A 20,789-nucleotide genomic window follows, 5' to 3' on the forward strand; every position below is an offset into this window, starting at 1 on the left:
CAGTACGAGATTCCGCTCTTATACGCTCTCAGTCTCGAACGACTCGACCTTTCGGTAGAGTGCTTCGACCTGCTCTTTCTCTTCTTCTGTGAGTTCGACAATTGGTTCGCGAACTCGGCCGCCCGTCATGCCCGCGAGTTCCATCCCGTGCTTGACGGCTGGAACGCTCACCGCACCGGGAAGGGTATTTCCGGTCCCGGTTCCGCTCCGGAAATTCTGGAACGGAAGACAAACTGCACGGATTTCACGGGCGCGTTCCCAGTCGCCGTGTTTGAGAGCATCGAACAGCGCGAGTCCGATTCGCGGTTCGAAGTTGCTCACACCCGCCGTGAATCCTTCGGCACCTTCCGCCCACAGCGCGAGCGCGTACGGTTCCGCCATCCCGTCCACCCAGACCACATCGTCGCTTGAGGCCACGGCTTCGGCGAATTTCGGAACGTCCTCGAGAGCGTACTTCACTCCGACTACGTCGTCGAGTTCGGTCAGGTTCGAGAGGAACTCGACGGATGGGTCGAATCCGCGAACGTACGGCACGAGCGGCGCATCAGTCGCGTCCCCAAGCTTTCGATAGTAGTCGAGGAGACCATGTTCGTGGACGTACGTGTGCGTCGGTGGCATAACCATCATCGCATCGACACCAATCTCATCGAACTTCGACGCGAGGTCTATCGCCGTCGGCGTTGCACCCCCAACGCCTGCGAGGACGGTGGCGTCATCTGGCAGCGTCTCGACGCTGGTCGCCGTGACTTCGATTCGTTCCTCGTGAGAGAGCGAGTGGTACTCGCTGATGTTCGCACAGGCGAGAAACGTCCGGATACCTTCGTCGTAGACGATGCGTGCGTTTTCTCGAAGTGCGTCGTGGTCGACTTCGAGATGGTCGTCGAACGGCGTGAGCAGTCCCGCCGCGACACTCCGAAGACCCTCTTTGACAGCAGCATGTGCCATGTATCTTCGACGCATATCCAGACTAATAAAGCTGTACTCCTCGCCGACAGGTCGCGTTCAAACGATCGAGTTTCGTCCGATCCTTCGCGCTATATCTACGGCCCCGTGTCCGGTCGGTTACAAGCGGAAGTGCAGAGGAGAGGGTAGTTCACTTCAGTCGAACGGAGTCGCCGGTCTCGGCGGACTCGTAGATGGATTCGATGATTTCGACGGCATTGCGCGCTTCCGCTCCGTCGAGCATGTACGGCTCGTCGTTCTCGACCGACTCGAGGAAGTCCCGGATGTTCCGAGTATGGTTGGAGTAGTCGATGTCCATCGGGTCTGCAGCGCCACCGCCCGTCTCGGTCTCGGTGAACCGTTCGCGGATTTCCTCGTCGTCGGGGCGACTCTCGCGGAACTCCCACGTGACGAGTTCGTCTTCGAGGATTTCGGCGGTCCCTCCGTGTCCCCCAAGCTGGACCCGCTTGAGTGAACCAGGGTACATCGAGGTCGCCCCTAGCACTTGCCCGATCGCTCCGTTCCGGAATTTCAGCACTGCTACGGCGGTGTCCTCGACCTCGATTTTATCGCCCTCGTGAGCCCTGGTGGCCGTGTACGCGAACACTTCTTCGACGGGGTTCACCCCACTGTCGTGGTCGTGAGATGCGCCAGCGAGCCACTGGATTGCGTCGATACCGTGAATCGACTGGTTCATCAGCGCACCGCCCCCGTCGAGCGCCTGCGTCCCCTGCCACGCCCCCTCGTAGTAATCGTCGTCGCGCCACCACGGTACGTACGCGTTGATGACCGAGAGATCGCCGAACCGTCCCTCCCGAGCGGCATCGTAGCACGTTCGGACGACGGGATTGTACCGTTGCGGGAAGACGCCACCGAGACGGACATCGTTCGCTTCTGCGGCTGCGATCATCTGGTCGATTCGGTCGGTCGTAATTTCGAGTGGTTTCTCGCAAAGCACGTCGACCCCCCGTTCGACAGCGGCCAGCGTCGGGTCGAGGTGTGCGCCACTTGGGGTACACACCGAGAGCACGTCCGGTTCCTTCGCGTCCAACATCGCTTCGGTGTCGTCGTACCAAGTGCAATCGAACTCGGCGGCGAACTTTCGGCCCTTCGATTCGGTTCGACAGGACCCGGCGACGACTTCGGCATCGTCGATATCGCCGACAGCGAGGGCGTGAAGTTCGGCGACGGCACCGATACCAGCGATAGCAATGCGATTGGCACTCATAGTATGTTTGTGGATTCAGACATGGCGATGAAAAACGTTCCGACACTGGCCGACAAATTCCCTTTCGAGTCCCCGATACACATCATCACGTAATCTAGTACAGATTACTCCCGAGCGTGTTCAGGCGGGGAATCCCACTCCCCACCATCGTCTCGTGGGTCGTACCCGAGCACCTCGCGAGCATGGTCGATGTCGAACCATCGGCGCTCGTTGTCGCTCACGCCGTAGAAGACATCGAACTCGACCGATGTATCCTCCAGACAACACTCCACCATGTGTGCGAAGTCCCTGCGCGACTGCCACATCGCCTTCATCCGGGCAACGGCCTCCCGATACTCGGGAGTACCGCGTTCGTACTCGCCAGTTTCGACGGCTTTCTCGGCGTCACCGTATGGATGGTCGTACTCCTCGTGGCGAACGCTACAGATGCGGAGCGCGTAGAATCGCTTGGGATACTCGTGCGTTTCGACGAAGTATCGGCCCAAATCCTCGCCGAACGCTTTTGAGGTACCGTAGTAGGAGTCAGGGCGAACCGGGTCCGTGTGGTCCACGGTGAAATCGACGTTCGCGTCGTAGATGTCGGGGGCGTTCTCGAGTTCGTACCTGCCCACGACGTGGTTGGACGACCCGAAAACGACCGTCTCGACTTCTGCTTCGCGGGCCGCCTCGAGGACGTTGTTCATCCCGATTATATTCGGTCTGAGAATATCTCCCCAATTCCCGTCTGTATACGGGTAGGCGGCCAGATGGACGACCGCATCCTGCCCGTCGAACGCCGGGCGGATAGCCTCGTAGTTAGCGATATCTGCGACGACCGTATCGTATCTACCGTAAGGGTGGTCCTCAGAGCGGTCCGAGCGGTTCAAATACGTGAACTCGTAGTCGTCACGATCGTGTAGGTGGTCGATAATCGCCGTGCCGCAGCGACCGTACGGCCCGGTCAGCAACACGTTCTGGCTCATGCGAGGTCGTACCGCACCCCCGTACATAAGGATACGGTGATCGGATTCGGCGTTCGGTGAGTTGGCTTCGGTTCGCGCTCGAACTCAATCGATTCGGTACCGTTCGACCGCATTCTCGTCGATTTCGATTCCGAGTCCCGGTTTCTGCGGAATTTCCAGTTCGCCGCCAGTCGGGTCGAACGGTGTCTCGATGAGGCCGTGGCGCAGTGGGTTCTCGCTCCGGTCGAACTCGAACAGAAGCGGTTCACGGACGTTTCCAGCGTGCGGGTAGTCGGAGATGCTGATTGCGAACTGGAGCGCCGCGGCGACCCCCACCGCGCTGTTCCAGACGTGCGGATAGATAGCGACGTTCTCGGCTTTCGCCATGTCGGCGACGAGACGCGCCTCTGAGAGTCCGCCGACCCGACCGAGATTGGGTTGGACGATATCGACCGCGCGCTCGTCGATTAGTCGTTTAAACTCGAAGCGCCCGTAGTGTGCTTCCCCCGCAGCGAGGGGTACGTCGATCGACTTCTGGACTCGTTTGTATCCCGAGAGATTCTCCGGTGGCACGGGCTCTTCGATCCACGTCAGGTCAAACTCGGCGAGTTCCTTCGCGGCCCGAATCGCCTGTTTGGGCCGGAGGTTCCCGTTGAAATCGACCATCAAGTCGGCGTCGTCGCCGAGAATATCGCGGGCGGCAGCGACCCGGTGTACGTCGTCCTCGACGCCTCGCCCGATTTTGATCTTCGCCGCGTCGAACCCTTCCTCGGCCGCTTGTTCGAGTGGCTCGCGGATGTCCTGTTCCCATTCGGTAACGTAGCCCGTCGACGCGTACGGGACGACCGAGTGGGTGCCGCTACTGCCGAGAAGTCGGTGGATGGGCTCACCGCTGGCTTTGCCTTTCAGGTCCCACAGCGCCATATCGATGCCACTTATGGCGGACTGGACGAACGCGCTCCCGCCGAAGTGATACCCAACGAGATCGCCGGTGTAGGAGCGCTCGGCCAGCGACTCGACCTCGTAGGCGCTCGTTCCGACGATGGCATCTGCAAGGAGTTCGTCGACGAGGGTGGCGACCGTCTGCGGTGGGGCGAACGCTTCCCCCCAACCGACGAGGCCATCCTTGGTCTCGGCTCGAATCAACGCTGCGAACCGAGTTCCCGTCTTCCCGCGAACGCTGCCCATGGAGCGTCCATCGGGTAATTCGTGCGAGAGCGGAATCGCTTCGAGGTTGGCGATTTCCATGGATGAGTATTCCGGAGGTCTCGGTTATAGTTTTCCCAGCTTAGTTGATGACGCAGACAAATATTTTATTAGGGTGCAGGCGAACGAACGGACGAACGAATGACTGAGTTTGATGTCGCAGTTATAGGTACCGGTCCAGAACCCGACAATCCCGTCTGGGGCGAGAGTGCGGCGATGGCCTATCGGCACGGCAAGGCCTATCGCCGCCTCGACACGAGCCAAATCGTGGCGTGTGCGGACATCGTCCGGGAGAACGCCGAGGCATTCGCTGACGAGTTCGACGTTTCCAACTGGAACGTCTTCGAGGACTACGAGGAAATGCTCCACACGGTCGAACCCGACGTGGTCTCCGTTTGTACGCCGGTCCCGACGCACGCCGACATCGTCGTGGACGTTATCGAGACGGGTATTCCCGGAGCTATTCATTGCGAGAAACCGATGGCGGACACGTGGAGCGATAGTCTACGCATGTTCGAGGTCGCCGAAGAATACGACGTACAGTTGACGTTCAACCACCAGCGTCGGTTCGGTCCGCCGTGGCGACGTGCGAAAGAGTTGCTCGACGCGGGCACCGTCGGCGACCTCAAGCGCGTCGAAATGGGACGTAAGAACCTCTTCGACTACGGTACTCACCTCATCGACCTCTGTCACTATTTCAACGACGAACGCAGCGCTGAATGGGTTCTCTCGCAGGTCCACTACACCGAAGAGGACGTTCGATACGGCACGCATAACGAGAATCAGGCGGTCGCCATCTGGGAGTACGACAACGGCGTCAAGGGCTTTGCCGCCACCGGGAAGGACATCGGGTCGCAGTTCGTCCCATGCGAGAACCGCGTCGTCGGTGACGAGGGCGTCATCGAGGTCCACCCCGACGAGGCAGATGCCGACCTCCGGTACCGCGGCCCTAACACGGACGGCTGGGTTGAGGAGAACTTCGAGGTCGAAGAGACGCTCATCACCCTCACCATCGAACACGTCCTACAAGCGTACGCCAACGGCGAAGACCCCGAGATCGACGCGACCGCCGCGCTCCGCGCCACGGAACTCATCTTCGCCGCGTGGGAATCCGCGCGACAGCGGGAACGGATCGAACTTCCGATCGACATCGACGGGAACGCTCTCAAAGAGATGGTCGAGAGCGGAAAACTGACGCCGGAATCGGACGAGAAGTAAGACTGGCGGCGACTTCGGCACCTGTCACACTCGTTCTTCCGACTGCCGGGGTGCCTCACTCTGGGATTTCACTCGTAAGTCGCCTCTACTCGGTCCAGGCAATCGATTAAGCCGTCAGCCGCTAACTGATACCCTTCGGGACCGCTCCGTCCGGTCATGGGCCCGGCGTAGTCGAGGTGGGGTTCCAGAGAGGTCGGGCCGACGAACCCCCGTTCCGCCAGCGCGTCCAGTATCGCCGGGAAGTCACCGTCACCGTCGCCCGCGGGCCTGATTTCTCCCCGTTCTCCTTTGATGGCGTCCTTTACGTGGAGTTGCTCGACGTACTCGACGAGTTGCACGAACGCGTCGGGATAGGGTTCAATGCCGATTTCGAGGAAGTTCGCCGGGTCGAACGCGGCCCGGAGATGGGGCGAGTCGATAGTCGTGAGGATATCCCGGCAGCGCTCCGGCGTGTCGCCGTAGATGTCCTTCTCGTTCTCGTGGACTAAGGTCACGCCCGCCTCTGCGGCACGTTCGGTCTTAACCTTCATCCGGCGCATGACCTCCTCGCGGTGCTCCGAGGGATCGTCGTTCTCCGGAATGTAATAGGAGAACAACCGGATGTACTCGGCATCGAACTGCTTGGCGCGCTCGATTGCCGTATCGAACCGCTCTAGGTGCGGTTCGAAGTCGTCGGTCACGTCTATTTTCCCGATCGGTGAACCGATGGACGTAACGCCGACGTCTTGTACGTCAAGTGCCCGCTGGATACGTTCGACCTGGTCCGACGAGAGGTCGAGGACATTCGTCTCTTCGATACCGCGGAGGTCGAGATGAGAGACACCCACTTCTTCGAGGACATCGAGTTGCGTCTTGAGGTCAGGACCGATTTCGTCTGCGAAACCGCTGAGCGTGAATCCGTGATTCTCCCTGGGAGATACCATACAAGGGGCTTGTCCATGCGGTCAATCAAGGTTCCGGTCTGGTCGGCGTGACAGGGTGAGCCATCCCACCGAATGATTTTTCTTCGCTCCTCGAAACGTGCATACTATGCATCTGACGTCCAGATTGAGCCAGTTGACCGAAGTTCGTTCGGAGAAGAGTCGCTCGTTGACCGCGGAAAATCCCGACGGCGAGGTCGGTGCCGGCGGTCGGGCGGCGAGCGACCTCGGGACAGGTCGAAAAGGCCGACCGAACGTCCCGCTCCCGGACGGCGAGGAAACGGTCATCGGCGAGATCGACGGGCCGGGAGAGATCCGACATATCTGGATTACCGTCCCGGAGACGACCGACCACGTCCTTCGAGACCTCGTCTTCCGTGCGTACTGGGACGGCGAAGACGACCCCTCGGTCGAGGTTCCGCTCGGCGATTTCTTCTGTAACGGCCACGCTACGCGGTGTAACGTCTTTTCCCATCCCATCGTGGTAGCGCCGAACGGCGGATTCAACTGTTACTTCTCGATGCCGTTCCGGGAACACGCCCGCATCACCGTCGAGAACCAGTGCGGCGAAGAAGTCCCGACTTTCTTCTACCAGATCGACTACGCGCTCGACCCCGACATCGCCGAGGACACGGCCTACTTCCACGCGCAGTGGCGGCGGACGAACCCGAACGCTCTCGGCGAGGACCACGTCATCGCCGACGGTATCGAGGGTACCGGTCACTACGTGGGCACGTATCTCGCGTGGACCGCGCTCTCGGAACACTGGTGGGGTGAAGGGGAGGTGAAGTTCTACATCGATGGCGACGACGAGTGGCCGACCATTTGCGGGACAGGAGCAGAGGACTACGTCGGCGGAGCGTGGTGTTTCGGCGACGACGAGACGTACTCAACTCCGTTTCTCGGATACCCACTTCACGACGACTCGGGCGCGGTAACCCAACACGGCCTGTACCGATGGCACATCCCGGACCCGATCAGGTTCGACGACGATCTGCGGGTAACCGTCCAGGCTATCGGCTACGATGACGGTCTCTTCGAGCGTTCGGACGACATCTCCTCGACCGCCTACTGGTACCAGAAAGAGCCGCACAACCCTTTTCCGGACCTCCCCGACCGCAGAGCGCGGCGTCCGCGATAGGGCGCGACGTTCCCGGGGGAGTCGTCGGTATCGGGTCGAAAGACGGGCCTGCCGTGTAAAAGAAACCCCGACTAGTCAGAGCCGGGCAGTCGGCGAATCTCACCGGGTACGACCGGCTCGTTTCGCACGGAACTGGCGACAGCTGCGAAACACAGTTCCAGACTCCGGAGGTTGTTTCGGGCGCTGTTCGATGGTTCGCGGTCGTCCTCGATCGCTCGGAGGAGTTCGCCCATCGTCCCGTGGAAGCCGTCCGTGAACCACTGGCCCTCCAGTTCGGGGGAGACGGTTCCCTCGGACGTTTCGAGGGTCACCGACTGATCGTTCTCGTTGTTTCCAGTACTGACGAGCGTCCCTTCGGTTCCCGCCACGTAGGTTCGGTCCTCGTGACTGTACTGCGTATTTCCGCCGAACGTCAGCGACACCTGCGCCTGCTCGTACTCGACCTGCGCTTGGGCGAGCAGGGGTTGAGACGAAGTTTGGGCGGGCGAGCGCGCGTCCGAGGCGTACACCCGAGTCGGTTCGCGGTCGCCCATGAAGCACGAGACGATGTCGAACCAGTGGATGGCGAAGTCATAGAGGATGACGTGTTCAACGTCGTCGAAGGGAGTGTCGACGATCCAGTCGTGATCGAAATGCACTGAGAGATCCACGTCGATCACGTCGCCAATCAATCCCTCGTCTACTGCGTGTCGGACGTAGCTGAAGTGCGGTGCCCATCGACCGTTCTGGTTGACGGCAAGGTGCACCCCCTGCTGGTCGGCGAGTTCGACGAGTCGCTCCCCGACATCGAGGTCGAGGGCGAAGGGTTTCTGGCTCAAAACATGCTTCCCGGCGTCGATAGCGTCCTCGATCAACGGTGCGCGGGTCGTGGGGTGGGTCGCGATGTCGACGACATCGATGTCCTCGCGAGCGAGGAGGTCGTAGTGGTCGGTGTAGATGTCGGCGTCGGGATAGAACTCCTGCTGACGCTCGATAGCGGCGTCCTCGTCGATGTCACACAGCGCCTGGACGTTATAGCCCGCGTTTCGGTAGGCTTCCAAGTGGCTCCCGGTGATGCCGCCGCAACCGATCAGCCCGATGCCCGGATTGTACGACTTCGGGTCACGAGGCTGGTACGGCAAGTCCGGCGCGTCGTGTGTGGTTAGCTCCGGCATCGTATTCACACTCCACTCCGATTTCGGTCGGCGACGGTGACCGTCGTCTGTGTATCGATACTCCTGCGCGCGGCGTCTACGATTCGTTGTCCTTTTCGGCTCATTGTTGGTGATAGCGGTCCTTCGATGGGTCGGTCGTGTTCTATGCAATGGATCACGTACTCGATCGGATTCCGGTTCGGCGGTTCGAGTTCGTCGACGGGAATCTCCCGTCCGCCGGGGTCGGCCTCGGTTTGGACGCGGACCGTCTCGGCGTAATCGTAGCTGCTGATGGTGCCCTCTGTGCCGACGACCACGAACCCGCACTTCGGCTGTGGCTGGTGTTCCCACGGGTCAGTGAACGTTCCTAACCGCGTCTGGAACGTCGATAGGCCGTCCCGGTAACGCGCCACGGTGACGCTCTGTTCGTCCACGTCTGCCTCCGTCGACGAGTGTGCCGTAGTGGTCACTTCGGACGGCATCTCGCCGTCTCTGAACCACGTCCCGAGCGTCGCTCCGTAACCGAGATAATCGAGTAGCGACCCGCCGCCGGCCTCGGAGTCGTAGAACCAACTGTCCCGCGCCGGGCCGCTGTTACCGTCGTAGTAATGTATCTCGGTGACTTCGCCGACGGTTCCCTCGTCGACGAGCCGCTTCGTCGTCCTGTGAGGTGGGTACCAGGCGAGCGGCCAGTTGATAGCCAACCGATTGCCCGTTGCCTCCACGGCGCGGATGATGCGGTCGGCCTCCGACAGCGTCGTCGCAAACGGCTTTTCCAATACGACGTGTACGTCGTGTTCAGCGACACGCTCGACCCAGTCGGCGTGGGCCGTAGTCGCTGGACAGAGGACTGCGATATCCGGTCTGGTCTCCGCGAGACATGTCTCGCACGAGTCGAACACTCGCTGAGGGTCGACATCGAACTCGTCTGCGGCACGTTCGATATCCCCCGTCGAGCGGTCGCGATTCTCGTCGCACAGTCCGACGACCGTCGCGTCGGGGTGGTCGTCTACGTGCCCGAGCAAATCGTGTACGTGCATGTGGTCGAAATTGATTCCGACGACGTTCCAGGACACACCTACTTCGACTGAACAATGGTTTAAGTAAGTACGGATTTCAATAGAAGACGAGACGCGAACGGAGGTCTCGGTCGGCAGTCAATCTAGAAGTTCGAAGGAGGCCGACGAACGGATGTCGTCGGCCGACCGACCGACCATCACCTCGAATTCTCCGGGTTCAGCGGCGACCTCTTCGTCCGCAGTCCAGAACGCGAGGTCGTCGCTCGCGATCTCGAACGTTACCTCCCGACGTTCATTCGGTTCCAGTTCGACTCGTCGGAACCCGGTTAGCTCCTTGACGGGGCGAGTCCGACTACCCACGAGATCGCGGGTGTACAGCTGTACGACTTCCGCGCCAGCAGTGTCGCCGACGTTCTCGACGGTCACGCTCACCTGTATCTGTTCGTCCATCTCGAATGCGGCGGCGCTGAGGTCGAGATCCGAGTACTCGAAAGTCGTGTAACTGAGACCGTGGCCGAACGTGTACAGCGGGTCGTTGGGAACGTCGATATACGAGGTTCCCCACCCGGGTTCGGCCTTTTCGGCCGGTCGCCCGGTGGGAAGGTGATTGTAGTTGATCGGAACCTGTCCGACCGTCTGGGGGAAACTCATCGGCAACTTCCCCGACGGATTGTGTTCGCCGAACAGGACATCGGCGATCGCGTGACCTGCTTCCGTTCCGAGGAACCACGTCTCCAGAATCGCGGGAACGTTCTCGTCCAACCACGGTATCGCGAGCGGGCGGCCGTTCGTGAGCACGGCGACGACGGGCGTGTCAGTTTCCCGTAGCGCTTCAAGCAGTTCGCGCTGCTCACCCGGCAGGTCGATGTTCGCCCTACTCGAACACTCGCCTGAAAGCTCCCAGGTTTCGCCGACCGCCACGACGGCGACGTCAGCGTCTGCCGTGACCTCGACGGCCTGCTCTCGAAGCGGCTCAGGAGCCTCGCCCGAGCGTTCGTAGCCTTTCGTGTACTCGACGTTCGTTCCGGCGTTCGTCGCAGTTTCTATCCCTTCCAGCACCGTCACGGCGTCGTCCGGGTTACCCTGCGCGCGCCAGTCTCCGAGAACGTCGTCCCCGCTGTCGGCGAGCGCACCGACGACGGCGACCGTGTCGGGGTCGGTCAGCGGGAGGACATCGTCGTCGTTCTTCAGCATCACGATGGATTTGCGAGCGATCTCTCGGGCCGTCTCGCGGTGGTCGTCGGCGAGGATAGTCGAATCTCGGCGCTGGTCGTCGAAGTATCGATACGGATCGTCGAAGAGATCGAGGAGGAACTTCGCCCGGAGGATGCGACGGACCGCATCGTCGACCATCGCCTCGTCGACGACGCCGTCCTCGACCAGTTCGACGAGTTCGTTCACGAAGACATGGCCGACCATGTCCATGTCGGAACCCGCTTCCAGGGCGAGTTGGGCCGCTTCGCGTTCGTCTTCCGCGACGCGGTGGTAGATGAGTTCGCGGAAGGAGTTCCAGTCGGAGACGACGAACCCCTCGAATCCCCACTCGTCCTTCAGGATGTCTCTGACGAGGTGATCGCTCGCACCAGCGGGAACCCGATCGTGGTCGGTGAACGCGTTCATCACCGTTCCCACGCCAGCGTCCACTGCGGCCTTGAACGGGGGAAGGTGGAGGTCGCGGAGCGTGGATTCGGAGATGTCGACCGTGTTGTACTCACGGCCGGCCTTGACTTCCCCGTAGGCGGCGAAGTGTTTCGCACACGCGAGGACGGTATCGTCCGCCCCAAGGTCATCACCTTGGAATCCCCGGACGCGCGCCGCAGCCAGTTCGCTTCCGAGGTGCGGGTCCTCGCCGCTGGTCTCCATCGCACGTCCCCAGCGGGCGTCCCTCGTCAGGTCGACCGGCGGTCCGAACGTCCAGTGGATTCCCGCGGCGGACGTTTCCGCGGCAGCGACAGCGGACATCTCTTCGACCGCCACGGGATCCCAACTCGCTGCTTCACCGAGGGGTATCGGAGATAGCGTTCGGTAGCCGTGAACTACGTCGTACCCGAACAGCAGGGGGATACCGAGTTCCGATTCCTCGACGGCGAGTCGCTGGAAGTGTTTTCGTTTCTCGTACCCGTCGACGTTCAGTATGGAGCCGACGTTTCCAGCGCGGATTTCAGCCTCCTTGTCCACTTCGCTGACGGCGGGCCCCGTGTGCTCTGACCCGTTGAGTTGGTTCAACTGACCGACCTTCTCCTCAAGTGTCATTTCGTCCAACAGCGATTCCACTTTGTCTTCGATAGCCTCTCCACTCTCGTGGGGGGCATACGTATTCATCACGGGCATGGTCCGCTAGTATAAATTGCAAGTTGCAGGAGGGGTTGTTCAAGGTTTCGATTCCACACCACTGCTTGCCCTCGAAATTAGGTCAGGAATCTCGAGCCGTTTGGAGATTCCATCCAGGAGGCCTTCGGTGGACGGCGATTGGCGAACGGCTCAGAGCGGAGTAGAGGCATCGCCGTACCAAAAATTCAGTCCAAGCCGCATCGATGTCAACCGACGCCATCGTCGGGTAGCCTGCCTACGCTATTTCAGACCGGAACTCCGCTTTCCCGGACACGCCTACGTCGGGTACTCGAAACAGGGCACCGGCACCGTCACCCTCCGCGTCCCGTCCTTCGACGTTGGCCGTCGTCACGTACAGGTCTCGGAGCTCTTCACCGCCGAAGGTAACGCTCGACACCTTCCGTGCGGGAAACTCGATTTCACGGTCAACCGTGCCGGACGGAGTGTAACGTACGAGTCGGTTTCCGTCCCATCGGGCCGACCAAACGTATCCTTCCGAGTCGACCGTCAACCCGTCGGGCACGCCATCGCCTTCGGGGACTTCGACGAACGTCCGCCGATTCGACAGGCCACCGGTCGCTCGTTCGTAGTCGAAGGCGTAGATTCGGCGCGCTTCCGACTCGGTAAAGTAGAACGTCGTCCGGTCGAGAGTGAACCCCATTCCGTTCGGAATGTCCACTTCCTCGACGACGGGCGTGACCGTCCGGTCAGTATCAAGTCGGTAGAGCGTGCCGAGGTGGTCGTCGGTCGGCATTGTCCCGGCAAACACTCGTCCTTCGGGGTCCGCGACGATGTCGTTGAACCGTGAGCCAGCTTCGCCCGCGACGCTGTCGACGACGGTTTCGGCGGCCTCGGCTTCGTTTCGGGGGTCCCATCGACTGATGCGACCTCCTCCGCCGAATAGCAGGAGAGATCCGTTGGCTTCGATGGTAAATCCGCCGATTGGAGAGCCATCGGGCGTCTCGTATACGAGTTCATGTTCGTCGGTACCGGGATTGTAACGGTGCAATTTCCCCGGCGGGATGTCGACCCAGTAGAGGCAGTGTTCGTCGGGATGCCAGAGCGGTCCTTCGCCTGTTTCGCAACTCGTGTCGGCAACGCGTTCGACCTGCATGGGCCGAATTTTCCGAGACTGGTTTTAAAATCCTCCGAAAGCGGGTGTCCGCCACCGGCGAATGACCATCGAACGTAGATCGAAGTCGAACATCCATCTCGAATATAAGTAATTAGAATTATGGGGCGTACAGAAGGACATGGGCAAACTCGCGACCGTAACCGTCGACGAACTCCAAGACGTGCCCACCCCCGTCTTAACGGCAAAGGGTGCAAAACGGCCGATAATCGTCCTCGCATACGATGATTGCATTGCAATGGAAACACCGAGTGAACGCTCAGACATCCACCGATTGACGATACACTGCTGGCCAGACCGCTTCAAGGGCGTGCCGATTGAAGAGGTCTTGCGAAACAAAGACAGACTGGGGCGACCGACTGCTCTTCGGAGCGAAGAGCGGGTCGAACTTCGAGCCGACTTGATCGATTCCTGCAGACGGCACCGTCTAGTTTTCCTCTTCGACTGGCGTGCGTTCATCGAGCGCTTGGTGGGGTCGCTGAACGTTGTAGTAATGGACAAACGACGCAAGCCACTGGCGGACGCTCCGCCGACTGCCCACCCACGACGAATGGAAGCGGTCAACTCTCATTTTGAGGGTGTGAAACCAATTTTCGATGTGGTTTCGGTCAGCGTAGTCGAGCCGACCGCTCAGCCCTAATCGAGAGAGGGCAGTCAGATAGCCGAAGCCATCAACCAGAAACACAGCCTGTGAACAATCGTGTTTCTGGGTGAGGCCATGGAGGAACGCAGCTGCTGGATCGGTGCCACGCCGACCAAACACGGCGGCGTCAGGCAGCACCTTTGTTTCGAGTTCGATTGCGGCGTACGCCCAAGACCACTCACCGTTAATTCGGACAGCGGTCTCGTCAACCGCGACCCGCGACGGCTGCGCCGTCGGCGGGTCGGGTACGCTGTCAGCCAGCCGATGCACCCAGTTCCAAACCGCTCCATGCGTCCGCTCAACGCCTAATAGCCCGAGAATCGCTGCTGTTTCTCTCAAAGAACAGCCGGCAGCGTGGAGGCGGACGGCAAACGCCCTGCCGGGCGTCGCCGTCCGCTCCCGCTGCCAACATTCAAGAGCAGCGGTGTCTAACGCCTCTCTGAGCAGGTCTGCGACATGCATTCCAACCAACTGCACGACCTGCTCACTTCTCAAACCGCGCTAACTAGACGGTGCGCTGCAGACGTTCAACTGCGACGATGCGACATGGACGACGCACACCGTCCGAAGGCATATCTCGGAAAATACCGCGTCACGTACCCACGTCCGGTGACCGCTCTACTCGTTCGATTCAGATTCCACACTATATTCGAAGCTTCGTGTGGTACTACGCCGATACAGAAATACAATCATTTATATCTGAAAGTAGGGTGCGTTGGCGGAGCCGTCGTCGCTTAGCAGTCGAGAATCGGGTCTTTGAGAGCAGCGACCTCGGACATGATTGCGTCGACGTTTTCCTCGTCGCTCCCGTGGAGGTCGTCTTCTGATCCTTTATACTGGCCTTCGACGCCGAAATCGAGGTCCTCTGAGAACCGCCACCTGGGGAAGTACAGTTTGCTCAGCGCCGTTCCACCGTTGAACATGAGGTTCTCGCCAAAGCCACTCGTGAAGATACCCCAGAGAATCCAGGAATTGACGTAGTTCTTCTCAACATAGCCCTGGCGGACACCTAGCTCACGGGCAAGGACACGGAGTCGGTTTTAACTGATCATTAGAACCAGGACTCCGTCGGATCGAGCGTGCCCGGGTCGACATTGATTCGGAGGCGGTACTCGCTGTCGTAGGTCCCTTGCTCGCTCCGCGTTGGGTCGAGCAGCGAGTACCCACTCGTGAATGACTCAACGAGCGTCTCACGCGTCGGAAGGTCGATACCTAGCTCATCGGTAAGGTAGACGATTCGCTTGGTCGCTGCGCCGTTGTCGAGCCGCCGGAGGTACTCACCAACCGTCGCCCACGAACAGTTCTGGTCGTCCGCAGCGACCATCGCTTTGGCGAGTTCCCGGATGCCACCGCAGTACTCGGGATGGTCGGCACAGTCAACGAGTGTCTTCTCCAAGTCAGCGACGTTCACGGCGGTTCCCTCAATGGACGTCGGCTCGTCGCCGAAGAACTTCCGCTCGGTGACGGTCGCAACGCGAGAGGGGACGCCGTGAATCTCGCGACTCTGGGCTCGCGTCGGGGTGACGACGTACACCGTCCGCGGGACCTGCTCGCTTCTCAAACCGCGCTAACTAGACAGTGCCACCAGTTACATCTGGTATGTTTGAAGGGAATATTCAAATATTTGTTACTCCTGAAGCAGAAAACCTATAAGAAGAGGGTGAACACTATTTGGTGTTCGCCGGCGTGCTCAACCATTATCACCGGCGAACCATTCTCCCCCCTCCCCCCAAATCCCCATTTGCTGAGTGAGAAGCAATGGGAGAAACACAGTTTCTTGTTTTAGCATAGTTCAAGGAAGAGCTTCCGGCCTCTCGGAGTAAGCGAAGCAAGCGAGGAATATGAGGCAGCTGAGATTCTTTCGAATCTCTGTAATACTGAGTTCTACGCCCACGGTGGGCCGAATTTACCGTAGAGATTCCGGGCTGCCTCCGCCGATATTATCACGTTTTGGCCGGACACAGAGATCGTGCCGCCACTTATCTGGCGGAAGAGTGCCGCTAGTTCCTCGAGATACTCGGAACTGCGTTCCTCATGCACCGTTATTGTGTCCGTCTCATCGCGAGTCTGCCCACGGTTCAACAGATACACGTCGACGAACTCATCCCGTACGCTTGGCGGTGCAGCCCCAAGATACGACGGCAACTCCAAGTCACGTATTTTCTTGCCGTGTGGTGCACCCAAGGCCGTCAAGATGCGACCGAGAATGGAGGCATCCGAGGCAGGGACGAGCTCTGTCGCTCGACTGTGGTCGCCCTCTCGGACGGTCCGAGCGTCGAGGCCAAGGTCGGCAAGTGTTTTCGTCACGCGTGCTTTGGCGGCTTCGTTATCGACAACGAACGACGGGACGACACGGTCTTCGTCGATACTGCCGCTCGAGAAGATCCATGCGACAAGCGTGTTGAACGCGGGGAAGACTGACGCGTCAACTGTGAGTGGAAGCCATCCATACTCTTCTGCAGTCTGAATCCCACGTAGACAGTCTGGCCGTGCGTCATCCTCCATCCACGGCCGAATTCGACTTCGGGGCAGGTCAAGTGCGTTTGCGACCGCGGTTGAGCCCTTGTTCGGATGGTCCGCGGTGTACGCTTTGACGCGATGGTACTGTTCGACGGCCGTCCACGGATCATCGTAGGACTGGTTGTTGTACGTGCGCGCGAACGCCTCCGGTGTGACGACCTCATTCATGGCTCCCGTACTGTGTTCGCCATCGCTGGTCGTTGGTTCGTTCGTTCTATCGTGGTGAGTCCGATTTTCAGAAAGAGATGGATTAGAGCCATGCTGTTGATTCTCGCGAGGGTTGAGGTCTGCCTCCTCGAGTGCGGCCGTCCACGAATTGAATCGGCGATAATACGTGACAGGAGCATACTTGCCGTGTTCGGCCATGTCTTTCTGCCGTGGTGTCTGGTCGAGGTCAGTAGCGAGCTGCCGGAGTTCCTGTAAGAGCTCTCGGTCAGAGTACGTCCGGGTATCCAGCATAGCTTCCTGCAGTGCATTATTCCAAGATCCAAATCGCTCCTTGTAGGTCGTCCCGGAGTACTTGCTGTGGTCGGCCATTTCTGACTTTTTCGGTGGACGTCCGAATTCCTCGGCGAGACGTTGGAGTTCAGAGAGAAGTTCGAGATCGGGGATTTTCTTGCCAATGTCGTCAGGGTCAAGACCAGCTGCTTGGAGGGCACCGTCCCAGCTACCGAAGGAATCCACGTAGGTCTGGGGATGGTAATCGCCGTGCTCATGCATGTCCACGACAGTCGGTGGTTTCCCAAGATCAACTGCCAGTGTCTGAAGGTGGACACGAAGAGCGTGTTTGTCAGGTTCAGAGGAGGCAGCATCACTCATTACACAAATATTTCACAAAGGACTCTCTTAAAGGCTACTATTGAATTCTGGCGTTTCAACGTCTGAGGAGGGTTCATTACCATGGACGTTGTTGATTTTATAATTGCAATCTCATGATGAGGTATATTTATATACCAAGGCTGTAAACCCCAAACTAAGCACGTATCATCGACAGAGAAGTGCCGGGCAGGGGCGGCAGTGACAGGCGGTCCCGCCGACATCACCATGTAGCGTGGGTGTCGGTATAAAACGCGTGGCCACTTCTCAAAAATGATACTGTGCAATACGAGAAATACAAACCATGCAACTAAAAGCACTATTCAACGACGACGATGCCGTCTCACCCGTCATCGGAGTGATCCTGATGGTCGCAATCACTGTCATCCTCGCGGCCGTCATCGGCACCTTCGTCCTCGGCCTCGGCGATAGAGTCAGCCAAGCAAGCCCAAACAGTCAATTCACGTTTGAATACAGTGAAGCAGAAGACAATAAGTGGGCAAACATTACGCATGACGGTGGAGATGGAGTCGAATCTGAACAGTTAAATGTTCAGGTTGACGGCGTTGGCCTTTGGAACGTTTCTGATGGTTTCCACGATGAACTTGATAACGGTAATCAGGAATGGAGCGACAAAATCACAGCCGGTTCGACCCTTGAGTTAGAAGATACTGATGGTAGTTACATCGAAGATGGTGACTCCGTAAAAGTCATCTGGACGGCTTCCGGCAGTGACAAGACGGCAGTCATCGGCGAATCTGAGGTGTCCCTATAAATGAATCTGAAGCAACTCTTTCAGGACGACGATGCCGTCTCACCCGTCATCGGAGTGATCCTGATGGTCGCAATCACCGTCATCCTCGCGGCCGTCATCGGTACCTTCGTCCTCGGCCTCGGCGACCGAGTGAGTCAGGCCAGTCCAAACGCGAACTTTGCGTTCGACTACACTACCGTCGGCAATAACGATGCCGTCAACATCACGCACGACGGCGGTGACGGTGTCCCGTCATCGCAGGTGAACGTCAGTGTCGATGGCGCTAATGCATGGGGCCCCGGAACCGGGGCAATTAGCGGCAACAACTTCCAAAGTGGTGGAAGTAGTTGGAGCGATAAAATTACTGCAGGTGACACTTTGAGCATCAAAGAACAGAGCGGCACCGACCCCGTCCAAGACGGAATGACGGTCAAAGTCATCTGGAGCGCCGACGGTAGCGACAAGACCGCAGTCATCGGCGAATCCGAAGTCAGCCTCTAACTACAACACGGTCTTTCTACTTTCCTTGTGAAGTCCAGCACGTCAACCAAGTACTGTACCCCATGGGTTAGCACTACGTGTTAACTCATAGCAAAAGAAAAGCAGGCTATACGCTCCGTTGACGCCGAACAGTGAATGGCAGAACTACCACCGTAACACCGCCGGCTGTGGTGCGTTCAATCACATCTGAAACCTCAACATCGGGTGGCCGTTCCAACTCGTTGGTGTCTTGAACCCCCTAAGGTCGTAGACAGATAGCAGAGAAACGTCTCCTCAAACGCGTTCGATTAGCGTCGCAACTCCCTGCCCAAATCCAATGCACATCGTACAGAGACCGTATCGGCCATTACACTCCTCAAGTTGGTGGGCGAGTTTCCCTAGCAAGATACTTCCAGTTGCGCCAAGCGGATGGCCATGAGCGATTGCGCCACCCCAGACGTTCGTCTTCTCCCACTCAGCACCTGTTTCCTCAAGCCACGCGAGAATCACCGAAGCAAAGGCTTCGTTCACCTCAAACCGGTCAATCTCATCTATCGCCAGATCATTCTGGGCAAGCAGTTCATTCGTGGCGGGGATGGGTCCGGTGAGCATCGTTTTCGGATCGACGCCAACAACATGCGTATCGACAATTTTAGCCATCGGATCCCACCCGTGGTCTTCGCATGCCGTTTCCGATGCCGTGAGAACAGCTGCAGAGCCATCCACAATCCCCGAGGAGTTTCCTGCATGAATCACGCCGTCCCCCTCTTGGCGGAATACAAGCGGGAGCTCTCGGAGTGTCTCCTTTTCTGTGCCGGGTCGTGGATGTTCGTCCTGGTCGACCGTGACTACTTCCCCGTCAACTTCGGTCTCAACTGGGATGATCTGGTCGTCGTATTTACCCGTCTCCGCTGCTTCTCCCCACCGACGTTGTGAATCGACTGCAATTGCATCTAGGTCGTCGCGAGTGAATCCCCACTTGTCGGCGATGCGTTCTGCTCCCTCTCCCTGTGAGGTCAGCTCATCAAAGTACTCGAAATACGAGTCTGTTACAATCGCATCATCTGCATAGCTATTTTGCTCAGATGCACCATCACTCGCCATCGGAACCCGAGTCATATGCTCGACACCGCCCGCGACGAGGACGTCATGCATTCCTCCACGGATTTGGCCGGCTGCAAAGTTGACCGCTTGCTGGCCAGACCCACACATCCGGTTTAATTGAACGCCAGGCACTTCCTCACCCCAGCCAGCAACCATCGGAGCCAACCGGCCAATGTTCATTCCCTGTTCGTCGATCGGCGTTACACACCCGTAGATCACGTCTTCGATGTCTTCACTCCCCGTGAATCTATTGCGCTCTGCTAAGGCCTCAAGTGGTTTGGCGGCGAGGTCTTGAGGATGCAGTTCTCGGAACGATCCGTTATGCTTCCCAAGTGGGGTTCGAACAGCATCCACGAGATACGCTTCTTGCATGCTCAAGGGGTTTTCGCGGGCTGACCTTGAGTTTTTGGTAGGTAGCAATCAGTATACGCCGAAATTTCGCGATCCTTTCGGAGTTCTTTAAGAAGGGCAGACACTACGTTGTAGCAGTTCGTTTTGCAGTCGCGATTAGACCAGCCCCACCGATAGCGAGAACTCCACTCAGGAGGAACGGAACGGTGTACGTCCCGGTGAGATCGTAGATATTCCCTGCGAGGTAGGGAGTGAACAGACCAGAAATAGCGAAACTCATCGAGATCAGGCCAAACACGGTATTGATGTTCGCAGTCCCATAGAAATCCGCCATTAGTGGTGAAAGTAGTGCACCGTTGCCACCGTAGCCGAGCCCATAGCACATTGCGATTAGGTAGAAGACGCCTGCGGTCTCCACAAAGGGGAAGAAAAGCGTGGAGACACCCATCAGAGCTGAAGAGAGTGTAAACATCGTCGTCCGGCCGAGATGATCGGCGGCAAACCCGACCGTGAGTCGCGAGAGAACGCTTGTTGCGCCAATAACCCCGAGGGCAACGGCACCGACTTGCGTCGTGAGGCCGAGATCTGCAGTATATACTGGCAGGTTTAGAAAGACCACGTAAAGAGTGGTGTAGATGAGAATCCATCTGAGGAACAGGAGTTGAAACGAGAGGCTGGATGCCAACGTGGTAATCGCTTCGCCGGTACTGGGGGAACTTGATGTGTGCGTTGGATGGCCGGTGTTGGTTTCGTGAGTGGGTGGGTCGCGGATAAGCAACGTTGCAACAAGCAGCGCGCTGACAAGGAAGACACAGATGACACCGTAGGCTGTCTGCCAATCTGTTTGGGTGATTAAATACTCTGCCCCGGGGGAGATGATTGACATCCTCCCCGCGCTAAAGCGCGAGGA

At 58.7% G+C, this 20,789-nt stretch carries 17 protein-coding genes and 2 pseudogenes; 4 read left to right on the plus strand and 15 right to left on the minus strand.

What is annotated here, in order from left to right:
• Positions 1-18: 18 nt before the first annotated feature.
• The 4 genes from E2484_RS07295 to E2484_RS07310 all read right to left on the minus strand — a co-directional run bounded on the left by E2484_RS07295 (position 19) and on the right by E2484_RS07310 (position 4,359).
• On the minus strand, positions 19-945 hold the full coding sequence (locus E2484_RS07295; RefSeq protein WP_137284553.1) for a dihydrodipicolinate synthase family protein: 927 nt from the start codon (positions 943-945) through the stop codon (positions 19-21).
• A gap of 148 nt (positions 946-1,093) precedes the next feature.
• Entirely contained in the window at positions 1,094-2,170 is a 1,077-nt protein-coding gene (locus tag E2484_RS07300) for a Gfo/Idh/MocA family protein (protein ID WP_137284554.1), read from the minus strand.
• Positions 2,171-2,274: 104 nt separating this feature from the next.
• Complete coding sequence (locus E2484_RS07305; protein WP_137284555.1) at positions 2,275-3,132, minus strand: NAD-dependent epimerase/dehydratase family protein; 858 nt, start codon at positions 3,130-3,132, stop codon at positions 2,275-2,277.
• Between the two features lie 84 nt (positions 3,133-3,216).
• On the minus strand, positions 3,217-4,359 hold the full coding sequence (locus tag E2484_RS07310) for a mandelate racemase/muconate lactonizing enzyme family protein (protein ID WP_137284556.1): 1,143 nt from the start codon (positions 4,357-4,359) through the stop codon (positions 3,217-3,219).
• 99 nt (positions 4,360-4,458) lie between these two features.
• Between E2484_RS07310 and E2484_RS07315 the strand changes: the two genes are divergently transcribed.
• Positions 4,459-5,535 (plus strand): Gfo/Idh/MocA family protein, encoded by a 1,077-nt coding sequence (locus E2484_RS07315; RefSeq protein ID WP_137284557.1) that lies wholly within the window; start codon positions 4,459-4,461, stop codon positions 5,533-5,535.
• 68 nt (positions 5,536-5,603) lie between these two features.
• Here E2484_RS07315 and E2484_RS07320 read toward each other — a convergent pair whose 3' ends face one another.
• Positions 5,604-6,458 carry a sugar phosphate isomerase/epimerase family protein gene (locus E2484_RS07320; protein WP_137284558.1) on the minus strand — a complete coding sequence of 285 codons (855 nt, stop codon included), beginning with the start codon at positions 6,456-6,458 and terminating at the stop codon, positions 5,604-5,606.
• Between the two features lie 106 nt (positions 6,459-6,564).
• On the opposite strand from E2484_RS07320, the gene E2484_RS07325 reads away from it, so the two are divergent.
• Positions 6,565-7,596 (plus strand): glycoside hydrolase family 172 protein, encoded by a 1,032-nt coding sequence (locus tag E2484_RS07325; protein WP_137284559.1) that lies wholly within the window; start codon positions 6,565-6,567, stop codon positions 7,594-7,596.
• Positions 7,597-7,667: 71 nt separating this feature from the next.
• Here E2484_RS07325 and E2484_RS07330 read toward each other — a convergent pair whose 3' ends face one another.
• The 8 genes and pseudogenes from E2484_RS07330 to E2484_RS07365 all read right to left on the minus strand — a co-directional run bounded on the left by E2484_RS07330 (position 7,668) and on the right by E2484_RS07365 (position 17,193).
• On the minus strand, positions 7,668-8,750 hold the full coding sequence (locus E2484_RS07330) for a Gfo/Idh/MocA family protein (protein WP_137284560.1): 1,083 nt from the start codon (positions 8,748-8,750) through the stop codon (positions 7,668-7,670).
• Positions 8,751-8,755: 5 nt separating this feature from the next.
• A complete protein-coding gene (locus E2484_RS07335; protein WP_321112059.1) occupies positions 8,756-9,805 on the minus strand; it encodes a Gfo/Idh/MocA family protein in 1,050 nt (349 codons plus the stop codon).
• An 81-nt stretch (positions 9,806-9,886) separates the two neighbouring features.
• Positions 9,887-12,070: a beta-glucosidase BglX gene (bglX, locus tag E2484_RS07340; RefSeq protein WP_321112061.1), complete on the minus strand. Its 2,184-nt coding sequence runs from the start codon at positions 12,068-12,070 to the stop codon at positions 9,887-9,889.
• 244 nt (positions 12,071-12,314) lie between these two features.
• Positions 12,315-13,193, minus strand: coding sequence for an SMP-30/gluconolactonase/LRE family protein (locus E2484_RS07345; RefSeq protein ID WP_137284562.1), 879 nt, complete (start codon positions 13,191-13,193; stop codon positions 12,315-12,317).
• 445 nt (positions 13,194-13,638) lie between these two features.
• Positions 13,639-14,316 carry an IS6 family transposase gene (locus E2484_RS07350; RefSeq protein WP_137284563.1) on the minus strand — a complete coding sequence of 226 codons (678 nt, stop codon included), beginning with the start codon at positions 14,314-14,316 and terminating at the stop codon, positions 13,639-13,641.
• A 350-nt stretch (positions 14,317-14,666) separates the two neighbouring features.
• Positions 14,667-14,894: pseudogene (locus E2484_RS25935) on the minus strand (nucleotidyl transferase AbiEii/AbiGii toxin family protein); the annotation flags it as partial.
• Between the two features lie 11 nt (positions 14,895-14,905).
• A pseudogene (locus E2484_RS07360) lies at positions 14,906-15,409 on the minus strand (type IV toxin-antitoxin system AbiEi family antitoxin domain-containing protein); the annotation flags it as partial.
• A gap of 329 nt (positions 15,410-15,738) precedes the next feature.
• Positions 15,739-17,193 (minus strand): homing endonuclease associated repeat-containing protein, encoded by a 1,455-nt coding sequence (locus E2484_RS07365; RefSeq protein ID WP_137284564.1) that lies wholly within the window; start codon positions 17,191-17,193, stop codon positions 15,739-15,741.
• A gap of 301 nt (positions 17,194-17,494) precedes the next feature.
• Here E2484_RS07365 and E2484_RS07370 point away from each other — a divergent pair, with 301 nt between their 5' ends.
• Complete coding sequence (locus E2484_RS07370; protein ID WP_137284565.1) at positions 17,495-17,965, plus strand: type IV pilin domain-containing protein; 471 nt, start codon at positions 17,495-17,497, stop codon at positions 17,963-17,965.
• A complete protein-coding gene (locus E2484_RS07375) occupies positions 17,966-18,445 on the plus strand; it encodes a type IV pilin domain-containing protein (RefSeq protein WP_137284566.1) in 480 nt (159 codons plus the stop codon).
• Between the two features lie 273 nt (positions 18,446-18,718).
• Here E2484_RS07375 and E2484_RS07380 read toward each other — a convergent pair whose 3' ends face one another.
• Complete coding sequence (locus E2484_RS07380; RefSeq protein ID WP_137284567.1) at positions 18,719-19,900, minus strand: thiolase family protein; 1,182 nt, start codon at positions 19,898-19,900, stop codon at positions 18,719-18,721.
• Between the two features lie 103 nt (positions 19,901-20,003).
• The gene (locus tag E2484_RS07385) at positions 20,004-20,765 is read right to left on the minus strand and encodes an MFS transporter (protein ID WP_137284568.1); all 762 of its coding nucleotides are present in this window, start codon (positions 20,763-20,765) and stop codon (positions 20,004-20,006) included.
• Positions 20,766-20,789: the final 24 nt, after the last annotated feature.

It is taken from the genome of Halorussus salinisoli (assembly GCA_005239435.1).
Lineage (GTDB): Archaea > Halobacteriota > Halobacteria > Halobacteriales > Haladaptataceae > Halorussus > Halorussus salinisoli.